This window comes from Bradyrhizobium sp. AZCC 1719, assembly GCF_036924525.1.
In the GTDB taxonomy this organism is placed as follows: domain Bacteria; phylum Pseudomonadota; class Alphaproteobacteria; order Rhizobiales; family Xanthobacteraceae; genus Bradyrhizobium.
In genome coordinates this window covers 3,518,515-3,531,492 of the sequence record NZ_JAZHRU010000001.1, presented here as the reverse complement: position 1 = coordinate 3,531,492, position 12,978 = coordinate 3,518,515, and the positions used below count along the sequence as shown (strand labels likewise).

The following is a 12,978-nucleotide window of genomic DNA, read 5'->3' as shown; positions in this document are numbered from 1 at the left end:
GATCCCGCACCTCTTGCATCTACTTGAAAGCCGCGAAGGTTCCGCTGGCGGTAGCGAGGCGATGTAACAGCGGCACTGGCCGAAGTGTTTCGTCCTTGTCCAGTGCGGCCATAAACGCCAGCCGCTCAGCCACGACGGGCAGGCCTACCTGATCCGCAAGAAACATCGGACCGCCGGTCTGGGGCGGCCAGCCATATCCATAGAGCCAGACCAGATCGATGTCGCTCGCCCGCTCCACGATCCCTTCCTCCAAAATTCGTGCGCCCTCATTGATCATTGGATAAATCAGTCGTTCATGAATCTCGGCGTCGCTGATCTGGCGTCGCGTGATGCCCAGCTTGCGACTGGTATCCACGATCAAGGCCTCTACGTCGGCATCCGGAATCGGCGTTCTGGATCCAGCATCGTACCGGTAGTACCCCGCTCCGGTCTTCTGACCGAATCTTCCCGCTTCGCACAACGCATCCTCGATCGGAGATGTCTCGCCACTATCCTTGCGCGATCGCCAGCCGATATCGAGACCTGCCATATCCCCCATGGCAAAAGGCCCCATCATTCCGAACCGCGTCGCGACAGCGTCAACCTGCTCCGGCAGTGCCCCGTCAAGCAACATCTTGCGGGCCTGGAGCAGGCGGACCACGAGCATTCGATTGCCGACAAAGCCGTAGCAGACGCCCACGACCACGGGAATCTTGCCGATGCGCCGCGCGACTGCGGCGGCGGTAGCCAGCACGTCCGGCGCCGACTTTTCACTACGCACGATCTCGCACAGCTTCATGATATTCGCCGGGCTGAAGAAGTGCATCCCGAGGACATCTTGGGGACGCTTCGTGACGGCTGCGATCGCGTTGACGTCAAGAAAGGACGTATTTGTTGCGAGAATCGCGCCCGGCTTCGCAACTTTATCGAGCTCGGAGAAAATGTCCTTCTTTATCTGCATAGTCTCAAAAGCGGCCTCGACGATGAGGTCGGCTTGCCCAGCGTGCTCCAGGCCAACGGCACCCGCTATCAGTCCCAAGCGCTTGGTCACGGTGTCCGAAGACATCCCGGAGCGCGCTGCGGTCGCCTCGTAATTTTTTCGTATGGTACCAAGGCCACGGTCGAGCGAATCCTTTGCGATCTCGATCAGCTTCACCGGGATGCCGGCGTTGGCAAAGGACATGGCGATGCCGCCACCCATGGTGCCCGCGCCGATGATCGCGACCGAATCGATCTTGCGCGGGCGCGTGCCCGCTTCGACACCAGCGATCTTGTTGCTGCTGCGTTCCGCGAAGAACACGTGACGCAGTGCTTTAGACTGATCGCCGCTTCTCAATCGGGTGAACAGCGTCCATTCCCGCCGGATCGCTTCATCGAATGGTACGTCCAGGCACCAGGCAACGGCTTCCACGCAGGCCGCCGGAGCTTCCAGCCCCTTATTGCGCTTCATCGCTTCGGCCGCCGCCTTCGTCAGCATGCTTCTGTCAGCGCGCGCCGCCTTCAGCTTCGAATCGTCATCGCGCAGGGAACGCGCGGGACGGCGTTCGGACAGAACTTTCTGCGCAAAGGCAACACCTGCCGCGACTGGATCCCCTTCGAATATTTCGTGGACCAGCCCAAGCTGCAGGGCCTCTTCCGCGCCGATCGGATCGCCCGTCACGATCAATTGCACAGCTCTCGCCGGTCCGATGGCACGCGGCAGACGTTGCGTACCGCCACCACCCGGGATCAATCCAAGTTTGACTTCCGGTTGCCCGAGCTTGGCATCGCTCGCCGCGATACGGAAATGACAGCCCATCGCAACTTCGAGCCCGCCGCCGAACGCGACGCCATGAATTGCGGCGACGACAGGTTTGGACCGATTCTCGAACAGGCGATTGATTTCGTCGAGACTGGGTCCCTCGATCTTCTGGTCGAACTCGCGAATGTCGGCCCCGCTAATGAAGGTGCGGCCGGCGCAGGCAAGCACGACGGCCGCATACTGCGGATTATCCAGAACCTCCCGCATGGCATCGCGCAAACCTTGGCGCACCGCCGACCCGAGTGCATTCACTGGCGGATTGTCGACCAGAAGAACGGCCACAGTGCCGTGTTTCTCGATACTAACAGGGCTTGTCATCGGCTATCTCCTTTAGGAAGGACTGCGCTCGGATCCGCCCAAATGTTTGCGCGGCATCGGCTGGTTGGCAGCTTGGTAGTTCGGCTTGGTCAGTGCTGGCCACAGCGCATCTGGCGAGCGGCAATTCAACATTGAATTGAGTGCGCGCCAGCAAGCGCCGGCGGGCGAGCTGTCAGACAGCCATGATGCCGCCGTCCACCGCCAATATCTGACCCGTAATATGTTTGCCGGCGTCGCTGGCGAACAGGACGATCGCCCCCTTTAGATCGTCTTCATCGCCGATGCGACGCAGCGGAACACCCTCAGTCAGCTTGTCGAGCCCAACCGCCTTAATGGTTCCGGCCGTCATCTTGGACGGGAAGAAACCGGGAGCGAGCGCATTCACCGTAATGCCGTACTGACCCCAACTGCCCGCCAATGCGCGGGTGAAATTGACAACCGCTCCCTTACTCGTGTTGTAGGCAATCATCTGCGGCTCGCCAACATGACCACGCAATCCGGCAATCGACGCCATGTTGATGATGCGCCCGTACTTGTTCGGAATCATCGACCTCTTCGCGACCTGCTGGCTCAACACGAACAGGGAACGAATATTGAGATTCATCACCTTGTCCCATGCTTCGACAGGATGATCCTCCGTCGGCGCTCCCCAGGTAGCGCCGGCATTGTTCAAGAGAATATCGATCCTGCCAAACTTACCCAAGGCTTGGTCCACCAACCGCATGATATCAGCATCCTTGGAATTGTCGGCCGCGATCGCGTCCGCCTGATATCCGAGCTTCGAAAGATGTGAACACGCCTGCTCCAGATCGGCGGCTTTGCGCGAGGACAAAATCACCTTGGCGCCTTGCTCGCCCAGTGCCTCGGCGATCTGCAGGCCCAATCCTCGTGAGCCGCCCGTTACGAGGGCGATTTTTCCCGTAAGATCGAATGCCTTCTTCACGCTGCCCATGAGCGATTCCTTTTCAAAGAGTTGCTCTTCATAGCCGGACACGCACCGCTGTTCCTGCAAACCAGTCAGGTTTGCTTGCACAATCATCTGGCGCTTTGGATGAACAGCTCAACCAATGCAATGATGGTGTCCGGTGCGTCTTCCTGACTAAAGTGTCCCGCATTCGGGAGCCTAATGACTGGCCCCTCTGGCCATATTGCTCTGAAGTCAGAGATCTGGTTCTCCGGCGCGATCGCTCGATCCTTCATGCCGACCGCAAGCATCGCGGGCTTCGATTTCAGGTTTTGGAGAAGCGGAAAGCCCTCCTCGAGGTATGGAATGATCCGACCGAGCAAAGCGTCGAGCGGAAACTCAATTGCCCCGACGCAGTCCTCCTTGGTTGGAAAGGCCGAGCCGAAGGCTGCAAGCCAATTGGAATCCACCGCCGACAAATTCTCCAAACCCTGCGTCTTCATGATGCCGAGGATATTCACGTCCAGGTGCCCCAACACCTCCCCGAGCGTGCCGGCTTTGTGATGCTTCAGGATGAGCTGGAACCAAGGCGTCGACCCCGCGGAGGTCTTTCCATAGCCGGCCAACGTGTTGAGGAGAAACAGGCGCCTGACGCGGTGCGGATGTCGTAGCGTGAACGCTGAGCCGATCAGCCCACCCCAATCCTGCAAAACGAACGTAATGTTCTTGAGATCAAGCGCTTCGATCAATTTGGTCAGGTTGTCGACATGAGTCCTCAGCGAATATTCTCGATCCCGAGGAGTTTCGCTCTTGCCGAAACCCATGTGGTCAGGAACGATGACTCTGTGCGTCGCGGAAAGCGGCGGGATGAAACGCCGATAGAGGTAGCCCCAGGTGGGCTCACCATGCAAACAAACGATGGGATCGCCGGTCCCCTCGTCGACGTAATGCATCCGAAAGCCGGCCCCTTCAAAAAAGCGTGGTTTGAAGGGCCAAGTTCCACCAAAGGTCTCGCGGGCGGGAATCATGGCAAGTCATGGCTCCTTCGGTTCTGCTCAAGCTACCTATTCCGCGACGGCACAATCACCTTGACACCTCGCTCGCCCAGCGCCTCGGCCATTTGGCGCCCAATCCACCGTTAGCCGTCCGCCACGAGCGCGATCTTCGTAAGATCAAATGCCTTTCGCGCTGATTCCTTTTCACTGCCGAACTAGTCGCGGGCGCAGGCGACTAACGTCCCTTGAAGATCGCGGCACGACGTTCGACGAAGGACTGGATGCCCTCCATCATGTCCTGGCTGTTGAAGACACGATCCTTGATCTTGGGGATGTAGTCGATCGCAGCTCTTTCAGCGGCCTCGATGTACTTCAACGCAGCTTCTTTGGTGACCTGGATTCCGATCGGCGCGTTCTTGACGATCGCTTGCGCCAGCTCCATCGCACGCTCAATTTGCTTTCCGGGTTCGACCACTTCCTGCACAAGGCCGATCTTATGGGCTTGCGCGGCATCGAACTCGTCGCACAGGAACAGATGGTACATTGCATCCCCCCAACCGGCCCGGGTCAGAAAGCGGAAGTGCGCACCGCCGAGCGGCGCAATGCCCCTCTTCGACTCCATTTGGCAGAATCGACTGTTTGAGGCAGCGACGACAATGTCTCCGGCGAGCATCATTTCGATGCCGATGGTGTAGACGATGCCCTGCACCGCGGTGATAACCGGTTTTCGGCAACGTCCCTTGAGGGCGAACACGTCGATGTTGGCAGCCGGGGGATCAACCCTTTCGGCCTTCGGGCCGAAGAATTTGGGCATGTCGAGGCCGGAGGTAAAGTCGCTGCCCTCGGCGCAGACCACGCCGGCCCAATAATCGTCATTGCGATCCAGCAAGGTCATCGCATCGGAGATCTGCACCATCATCTGCGGGTTGAACGAATTCTTCTTCGTCGGATTGTCGATGATGATTTTCAGCACCCGATCATGAACTTCAGTGCGGATCTGACCCAGCGGGGGCTTCTGCTCGCTCATTTGCTCCTCCTTGCAGCGCTTGACACCTGAGGGGATAGCAGCCCGCGGCGGTGCGCTCGATCAGGTCACAAGACAATTTGTGCCCGACGCCGGCTACAACATTCTTGTGCCTCGCTTATTCAGGAATGAATTTCATGATGGTGGGTAGGTCGTTTACTCTCCCGGCGCTAACAGCTGGCGGCCGCAGCGCTGCAAACCCCAATATCTACTGCGGAGGCGCATCATGACGACTAACCCACTGTTCGAATCCTTCAAGCTGAAATCGCTTGAAATTCGCAATCGTGTGGTTATGGCGCCCATGACCCGCTCCAAAAGTCCCGACGAGACGCCCGGAGACGATGTTGCCGCATACTACCGCCGGCGAGCGGAAGGCGGGGTTGGGCTGATCATTACCGAAGGCACGACCATCGATCGGGCCGGCAGCTCAAACGATTCCAATATCCCGAACCTGTATTCACCCCAGAGCGTCGACGGCTGGCGCAAGGTCGTCGCTGCCGTCCATGCCGCCGGCGCGAAGATCGCGCCGCAGATCTGGCATCAGGGCATGGTGCGCAGAGCGGGCACCGGTCCCCGGCCTGCCGGCAAATCGGACGGGCCCTCGGGACTTTCGGGTTCCGGGAAGCAAGTCGCCGAGCCGATGACCGATTCGGATATCGCCGACACGATCGACGCGTTTGCAAGAGCTGCACTGGTTGCGAAAGAGATCGGCTTCGACGCTGTCGAGTTACATGGGGCGCATGGATATCTGGTGGACCAATTCCTCTGGGCGCAGTCCAACAGGCGAGACGACGCCTACGGGGGAAACCTGGTAAAGCGGACCCGGTTCGCCGCTGAGATCATCAAGGCAATTCGAACGCGCGTCGGACCGGACTTTGTCATCATTCACCGTTTCTCCCAGTGGAAACAGCAAGACTATAGCGCGCGACTTGCGCACACCCCTGACGAGCTGGCCGCCCTCCTGACTCCGCTGGTCGACGCCGGCGTCGACATATTCCACGCTTCAACGCGACGATTCTGGGAGCCCGAGTTCTCCGGTTCCGATCTCAATCTCGCCGGATGGAGCAAAAAGCTTACCGGAAAACCATCGATCACCGTTGGATCTGTCGGCCTCAAAGGTGCCGACTTTATCGACTCCTACAAGGGCAAGAGCGCCGAAGTCCGCGAGTTGCACGATCTGGAAGCGCGCCTTGGACGTGGCGAGTTCGATCTTGTCGCGGTGGGCCGGGCGCTGATCGCCGATCCATATTGGACATCGAAAGTCCGCGACCGGCAATTCGCCGAACTGTCGGCATTTTCTCCGGCATCGATGGCGATGCTTTGATCCGGCTTTCTCCTTTTGATTGAGACAAGCTCTGGCAACTGAGCCATGCCAAGCACTGCCTACATAGCTGTTAGCGGCAATAGGCTCCGCGAAATAGGAGACGCCAAGCCACTCCGCGACCGCGGAAGATCCGGTGCGCTCGTTTTCAGGGCATCATGAGACCGTCACGCAATGCGCTGCAAACGCCTTCGAGGCCCTTGCTGCCCCAGAAACCACGCACGAGACTCCGCAAACTCTGCTTCGAGGCATCGACGGACCTGCCGTGTCAGCTTGCGTAGATCGCTCTCGCGTCGACGCAATAGCCAAAGATCCATTGACGACGATTCGTGCGGAAGAACACGCACCAAGCCCTCTGCGAGAGCGAACGGGACCGCCAGGAATGCCAACCCCAGTCCCGCGGCAGCGGCCGAAAAATGATTTGCGATCGGCATTACCCTCAATGCGCCGCGGGCGTCCGCGGCAGCCTTGAAGCGCGTGAGGAGAACCATTTGTCCAGCACGTTCACTGCGAAGGTCGGCAAAGTCAACCGGACTCCCGATAATCTCGTGCTTGTCGAGATCCGCAACAGACCGTGGCGCCGGATGCCCAGCCAGGTAGGCTTCGGATGCGAACAAACCGAATGCAACCGTCGCCACCCGCCGCCCAATCAGCTCGTTGTCGCCCGGATGTCCCATCCTGAGAACGAAATCGAGATCGCTTGCGGCAAGATTCTGCTGCAGAACCGTGGAGTTAATCTCAAGTCGGATCTGGTCGTCCAGCGCACGCAGCTTTCTGACGCGAGGCAACAACCAGTGCTTGGTCAGGCCTTCCGTGGCAGAGATCTTGATAGAGTAGGATCTGTCCCCGACGCGCGATGACAGGTCGCGCTGAAACAACTCGAACGAACGTACCATGTCAGCCGCCGACTGACGGAGTTGTTCGCCTTCCTGTGTGAGCTTGACACCGGACGACACTCGAAAGAACAGCGGAGCTCCGATGTAGCGTTCCAGCTCCTTCAATCGCCGACCGAGTGTCGGCTGGCTCATACCAATTTCGCGAGCCGCCCGATTGAGACTGCCGATCTTGGCGACGGAAACGAATAGTCGGAAGAGATCCCAGTTTACTTCCGCCGCTCGTCCTCGTGCTCTCGGCGACGAAATCTGGACCTGACCGCTTGCAGCTTCGGTAGTCGACTCGACGGTCTGGCAAGCGTCCCGATGGCCTCCGGAAGATTGCGTCAGAACCTCAACCGCCATCGCCGCCCCCCTGGACACTCAGCGCGCATCTGCTCCATTCCGCACGGGCAACGCTGACGTCTGAACAGTTGCCAGAGTGCCCAGAGTTCGGTGCGCTTTCTGCCTCGTTCCTCATCTTCAGCAACGAGAATGATGGTCATCATGCACAACGTCAAGGCAAAACGTTTGCCTCGGCGAGCATCTTGATTCGTAAAGCAGTGCGTTGATCATCCGTCCGCGGTGCTTTCAAAATAGCAGGATAGGATACACTGGCGACCGGGGGCGCTACCGCGCCAACGCTTAGACGCTCGGGCATCAGATCTGTACGGCTTTATGGCCGTCTGTCCACGCTCAGAACGATCAAGACGGAAAGCACCGGCCAAAGGCCTGCAGCAGCCTCGGTGAACCGCGGAAGCGAAGTCTCCTGCGCAGCAGCAGCCAAGGCAGCTTCACCTCTTTGCGGACAAAGCTCAGCCACGCGTCACTATCGGCTGTCATAGCGAAATCTGCCGCACCGTGGCGGCCATTGGTAACCTTTATCGTCTTGTTCCTGATCTCGACGGTCACTTCCGCGGTTTCGCGGCCGACGAATGTGAAATGAAACGTCGCATTAAGGCCGGCAGAACGTCCCCGCTGAAAGACCAATGTAAGCGATCTCAGAAAGGCGAAAATCGAACGTATGTTCGAGAGCCCGTTGCGGACGCGCTTGATCGGCTTGTGCGGGAAGCGGCGGGGCACGTAGGCTTCAGCGTCAGATCCGGCGACGACATAGACGGTCTCAGCCTTTTCGTTTAGCGGTCTGGCTATCTCTTCCATGTATTGCTTTCGGTCGGCAAGATACGGACCGATCACATCTTCGCCTGCCGGACACACCGCCATACAGTAAGCGGCTTTGTAATTCGCTCCGAAGGAAAGGCTTTGCCACATTGAGGCCGTTTCTGCCGGCGTGACTCTATCCCGATAGGCACGCGAACTCGGACTGTCGGCGATCGTATCTACCCAATCGGTGAAACCGCCTGAGAATTCACGATAGTTGTGCGTGTAGCATGCCGCGAAATCAAAATGCCCATCTGGCGCGATCGCACCCGTGGGACAAGCGGAAACGCAGAGCTTGCATTCCAGACAAGGGCTGAAGTCGAGCGGTCGGGAATAAGCGCTGACCTCCGCGTCCAGCAAAACGGTCCCGAGAAGAATAAAGTTGCCAAACTTGGGATGGATGACGTTGCGATGAATGCCCATCCGACCAAGGCCGGCCGCTTCGGCAATGGGCTTGTGCGATACCAGCCACTGCTTACCTGCGCCGAACCGGTCCATTTCCATCGGAAAGCCGACGGCAGCTGCATTTATCGCTCGAACGCCAACGTCTTCCAGTCTACTGACGATCTCTCGAACCACGCCGTCTGTCTTGTGCACGACGTGGTGAAATTCGATATTTGCGATGGATCGCATTGGAGTTCGGATGTTCTCGCGATTCATCCGACACACAATACTGATGATCGATTTCGTGCGCGGGAACACACTGACGATATCCGCACGGTGCGCCGCGAGATATTCCCGATCGACCTCGACGAATCCTACGTCGTCCGCCCCCGCTTCCAAACACAATGATCTAAGCAGATCGGCATCCAATGTGTGCGGCGGCGACGCTTTTGTCTCAGCTCGATGCGATACAACGGTTGGATGACTCGCTAAATCGACCACACACCAGCTCCCTCATCAGCAGGTCAAACTCGGCCCCGATCTCGATCAAATCAAAATGTCTAAGCAAAACTTAGTCACTTGCAAAAAACTAGTCAAGTCTGGTAATAGACGAGGAACGCCCCATAGGGAATGACCGCGCATTGTCAGCGGGACCTCAACTCTGCCAGGGTGTTGGGAGCTCCTGAAGAGTGGACGGGCGCCAATCGTCGTTTTCTCAATCGCTGGAGCACTCGCAATGCAATTGACCGTCAATGGCAAGCGGCACGACTTGGACATCGAACCGGAAATTCCGCTTCTTTGGGTGCTTCGAGATGAACTCGGCATTACAGGACCGAAGTATGGCTGCGGCGCTGGCCTCTGCGGCGCATGCACTGTGCACGTGGACGGCGAGGCGGTTCGTTCCTGCTCGATCAGTGCTGGCGAGGTTCGCGGCAGCGTCACGACGATCGAGGGTCTTGGAACGCCGGCAAACCCACACGTGATTCAGCAGGCTTGGATCGAGCACCAAGTTGCGCAGTGCGGCTATTGTCAGTCCGGCCAAATGATGACTGCAGCAGCCTTCCTGTCGAAAACCCCCGATCCGTCTAAGACCGATATTGACGATGCGATGAGCGGAAATCTCTGTCGATGCGGCACCTACCCTCGCATCCGGCGCGCCGTCGAAACTGCAGCCCAGATGATGAAGGGGAAATAGCGTGGCTCGGCTTGGAAAAATTGCACGACGCACGTTTCTGATCGGATCCGCGGCGATCGCCGGTGGCGTCGCGTTCGGCTATTACAACTTGCGCAAGGAACCTCTCAATCCGTTGCTCAAAGGCCTCCAGCCGGGTGAAGCCGCGATCACGCCCTACGTCCGCGTCGATGCGAAGGGCGTCACGCTTATTACTCCGCGAGCCGATAAAGGCCAAGGCTCCTATTCCATCCAAGCTCATCTTATTGCTGAAGAGCTCGATGTGGATCCGCATAAGGTTCGCATCGATCCTGGTCCGCCCAGTCCGGCATACTTCAACAGCCGGATCATGGACGACAGCCTGCCCTTTGCTACAATCGATGATGGCTTCTTGGCACGGGGTGCGCGTGGTGGCGGCGAAGTGTTAAGCCGTCTGCTAGGTATGCAGATCACCGGTGGTTCCTCCACTGTACCCGATGGATATCATAAACTTCGCATGGCGGGGGCTGTTGCGCGCGAGACTCTGAAGGAGGCGGCCGCCAAGAGATCGGGAGTGTCCCGATCGCAACTGAAAACCAAAGATGGCCAGGTGATCTTCCCCGATGGCAAGTCCGTTACTTACGCGGAACTAGCCGTCGAGGCAGCGCAGCTTGAGCCCATTACTGATGTCACGCTCCGCTCGGAACAGGAGTGGCGTTACATCGGCAAGAGCATGCGCAGGATCGATATCGTTGCGAAGTCTACCGGTACACAGCAGTATGGGATTGATGTTCGTTTGGACCGGATGCTGTACGCAACCGTGCGTGCCAATCCTGGCATGGGAGGCACGATCAAACGATACGATGCCTCTATCGCGGAAAAGATGAGGGGCGTAAAGAAGATCGTCCCGGTCAAAGACGGTGTGGGCGTCATCGCCGATAACACGTGGAGAGCCTTTCAGGCTGCGGCCGCGATCAAGATCGAATGGAACGATCCTCCCTATCCGGCCAACTCGGCTGGAATGTGGAAGTTATTAGAGAATTCGTTCTCCAAAGACCTGCAGGACAGCCGACTTCGCAACGACGGAGACGTCGAGAAGGCATTGACCGCCGCATCCAACCAGATTGAGGCGGAGTATCGAACGCCATATCTAGCTCACGCGCCGCTTGAGCCCATGAATGCGGTTGTACTCTACACGAAGGAACGGCTCGACATCTGGACGGGAACGCAGATCCCGCTATTCCTCCAGGTGCATGCCGCGAAGCTGGCCCAACTGCCGGAATCCAAGGTTTATGTGCACGCTCAGCCAATCGGCGGAAGCTTCGGAGCTCGACTCGACGATACCTATGCGTTGCAGGCCATCGAGCTTGCGATTGCGATGGAAGGCGTTCCGGTCAAAATGACGTGGAGCCGAGAAGAGAACATGGCGCACGACTATCCGCGCCCAATCCAGCTCTCGCGCGCAAAGGGAACGGTTCGCGATGGCAAGGTCGAGAGCATGAGCATCGATATCGCTGGCCAATCAATGGGGGCCTCTTGGTTTAACCGTCTGCAGGCGCCCGTTCCTCCCGGCCCCGATACTAGCAGTGTCAATGGTGTTTGGGACCAACCTTTCGCAATACCGAACTACCGGGTGACAGGTTACCGGGCGAAGGAAATGGTGCCCGTCAGCCCGTGGCGATCGGTTGGAGCCTCGGCGAATGGGTTTCATCACGCCTCCTTCCTGGACGAATTGATCCATGCCGCCGGCGCTGATCCGATGTCGGAACTTATTCGTCTATGCGATCATAAGACATCGAAGGCAGTCCTGGAGACCTTGCGGGATATTTCTGCATGGAAAGGGCCGCGAATAGACAGCAGGCGCGCTCGTGGGGTCGCCCTGACATTATCATTTGGCGTACCGATGGCCCAAGTCGTTGAAGTGAGCGATACGGCTCAAGGCATCAGAATCGACAAAGTATACGCCGTTTGCGAGGTGGGGCGCGTTCTCGACCCAATCAATTTCGAGGCGCAAATCCAGGGAGGCATTATCTGGGGCTTGGGCCACGCGATGAATTGTGAGCTGACCTACGACAACTTCGCGCCGGTCCAGACCAATTATCACGAGTTCGAGGGAATGAGATTCCATCAGGCACCGGAAATCATCGTCAAGGGATTGCAGCTTGGCGGTGAGGTGCGGGGAATTGGCGAACCCCCCGTTCCGCCTGCGGCACCGGCGCTCGCGAACGCCATCTTTGCTCTCACCGGAAAGCGTGTGCGCGAACTGCCCCTGAACAAGAGCGTCAAATTCGCGTGACAAATTGGTGGGAGAAAGCCTCTCGACTGTACTCACCGGGTCGCCGGAGGCAGTTACCAGCCTCCAACTCCCACAGAGCATAGCCTGCGGTTTCCGACGCAGTCGGCTTAGTTCGGAACCACAGACCTGAATACGCGGACTGGTTTAGCCGGACCTGCCAAGAGCTTTCACGATAAAGCGAATATGCTCGCGCAGGTCTGCTTCGGTATCTTCGCCGTGTTGAACGCAGTGCTCGATCAGACGCGGATGGAAGAATGGCGTGAAGGCGAATTTGACAGCTCGCGCAGCTTTCGCGGCATCTTCGACCTCGAACTCGCCCGCTTCGATGCCCTCGCGTATGATCGCCTCGAAGATCGCCACTATCCGTTCGACGTGCGCCTTGATGATCGTCCAGTTCTCCTGCATAGCGACGACAATCAGGTCGTGCATGTGCCTTTGCTTGACCAGCGTCATCTTGTTGTGGCGGTGAACGGCGGTCAGGAGTTGATCGAGTTTCTCCATGGCCGGCGCGTTCGTGTGTGCGATCGCAAAGGCGATGTCAGCAACCTCGTTCAAAACCCGCTCGCAGATCGACTCGTTGATCGCATCCCTGGAGGAAAAGAAGCGGTAGACATTCGCCGGGCTCATGCCGAGTTCGGAGGCGATGTCGGCCACCGACGTCTTATGGTAACCGATGCGGCGAAAGTGCTCCTCCGCCACCTCCAGGATGCGCGCGCGCGCCTCATCGGGATCAGTTCCCGTTCGGACCGGACGATTCATGGATCCAACAGAGC

General features: G+C 58.3%; 10 protein-coding genes. 3 read left to right on the top strand and 7 right to left on the bottom strand.

Annotation, left to right across the window (positions count from 1 at the left end):
- Positions 1-19: 19 nt before the first annotated feature.
- From V1292_RS16545 to V1292_RS16530, 4 genes are all read right to left on the bottom strand, one after another.
- Positions 20-2,098 carry a 3-hydroxyacyl-CoA dehydrogenase NAD-binding domain-containing protein gene (locus tag V1292_RS16545; RefSeq protein ID WP_334373788.1) on the bottom strand — a complete coding sequence of 693 codons (2,079 nt, stop codon included), beginning with the start codon at positions 2,096-2,098 and terminating at the stop codon, positions 20-22.
- Between the two features lie 172 nt (positions 2,099-2,270).
- Positions 2,271-3,092: an SDR family oxidoreductase gene (locus tag V1292_RS16540; protein ID WP_334373787.1), complete on the bottom strand. Its 822-nt coding sequence runs from the start codon at positions 3,090-3,092 to the stop codon at positions 2,271-2,273.
- 41 nt (positions 3,093-3,133) lie between these two features.
- Positions 3,134-4,030, bottom strand: coding sequence for an alpha/beta fold hydrolase (locus tag V1292_RS16535; protein ID WP_334373786.1), 897 nt, complete (start codon positions 4,028-4,030; stop codon positions 3,134-3,136).
- 202 nt (positions 4,031-4,232) lie between these two features.
- Positions 4,233-5,024, bottom strand: coding sequence for a crotonase/enoyl-CoA hydratase family protein (locus V1292_RS16530; RefSeq protein WP_334373785.1), 792 nt, complete (start codon positions 5,022-5,024; stop codon positions 4,233-4,235).
- A 223-nt stretch (positions 5,025-5,247) separates the two neighbouring features.
- Between V1292_RS16530 and V1292_RS16525 the strand changes: the two genes are divergently transcribed.
- A complete protein-coding gene (locus V1292_RS16525) occupies positions 5,248-6,345 on the top strand; it encodes an NADH:flavin oxidoreductase (RefSeq protein ID WP_334373784.1) in 1,098 nt (365 codons plus the stop codon).
- A gap of 164 nt (positions 6,346-6,509) precedes the next feature.
- On the opposite strand, the gene V1292_RS16520 is transcribed toward V1292_RS16525, so the two are convergent.
- Both V1292_RS16520 and V1292_RS16515 read right to left on the bottom strand, forming a co-directional pair.
- Entirely contained in the window at positions 6,510-7,484 is a 975-nt protein-coding gene (locus V1292_RS16520) for a LysR family transcriptional regulator (protein ID WP_334377070.1), read from the bottom strand.
- A 435-nt stretch (positions 7,485-7,919) separates the two neighbouring features.
- Positions 7,920-9,260 carry an SCP2 sterol-binding domain-containing protein gene (locus tag V1292_RS16515; protein WP_334373783.1) on the bottom strand — a complete coding sequence of 447 codons (1,341 nt, stop codon included), beginning with the start codon at positions 9,258-9,260 and terminating at the stop codon, positions 7,920-7,922.
- Positions 9,261-9,495: 235 nt separating this feature from the next.
- Here V1292_RS16515 and V1292_RS16510 point away from each other — a divergent pair, with 235 nt between their 5' ends.
- Together V1292_RS16510 and V1292_RS16505 are read left to right on the top strand one after the other, a co-directional pair.
- Positions 9,496-9,954 (top strand): (2Fe-2S)-binding protein, encoded by a 459-nt coding sequence (locus V1292_RS16510; protein ID WP_334373782.1) that lies wholly within the window; start codon positions 9,496-9,498, stop codon positions 9,952-9,954.
- A gap of 1 nt (position 9,955) precedes the next feature.
- Positions 9,956-12,205, top strand: coding sequence for a xanthine dehydrogenase family protein molybdopterin-binding subunit (locus V1292_RS16505; protein ID WP_334373781.1), 2,250 nt, complete (start codon positions 9,956-9,958; stop codon positions 12,203-12,205).
- A gap of 144 nt (positions 12,206-12,349) precedes the next feature.
- On the opposite strand, the gene V1292_RS16500 is transcribed toward V1292_RS16505, so the two are convergent.
- Positions 12,350-12,964: a TetR/AcrR family transcriptional regulator gene (locus V1292_RS16500; protein ID WP_334373780.1), complete on the bottom strand. Its 615-nt coding sequence runs from the start codon at positions 12,962-12,964 to the stop codon at positions 12,350-12,352.
- Positions 12,965-12,978 lie beyond the last annotated feature (14 nt).

What these genes read in the sequence shown, in the direction of transcription:
- V1292_RS16530 (WP_334373785.1), bottom strand. Translation starts at nt 5,024, where the DNA reads ATGAGCGAGCAGAAGCCCCCGCTGGGTCAGATCCGCACTGAAGTTCAT.
- V1292_RS16545 (WP_334373788.1), bottom strand. Translation starts at nt 2,098, where the DNA reads ATGACAAGCCCTGTTAGTATCGAGAAACACGGCACTGTGGCCGTTCTT.
- V1292_RS16510 (WP_334373782.1), top strand. Translation starts at nt 9,496, where the DNA reads ATGCAATTGACCGTCAATGGCAAGCGGCACGACTTGGACATCGAACCG.
- V1292_RS16535 (WP_334373786.1), bottom strand. Translation starts at nt 4,030, where the DNA reads ATGATTCCCGCCCGCGAGACCTTTGGTGGAACTTGGCCCTTCAAACCA.
- V1292_RS16525 (WP_334373784.1), top strand. Translation starts at nt 5,248, where the DNA reads ATGACGACTAACCCACTGTTCGAATCCTTCAAGCTGAAATCGCTTGAA.
- V1292_RS16500 (WP_334373780.1), bottom strand. Translation starts at nt 12,964, where the DNA reads ATGAATCGTCCGGTCCGAACGGGAACTGATCCCGATGAGGCGCGCGCG.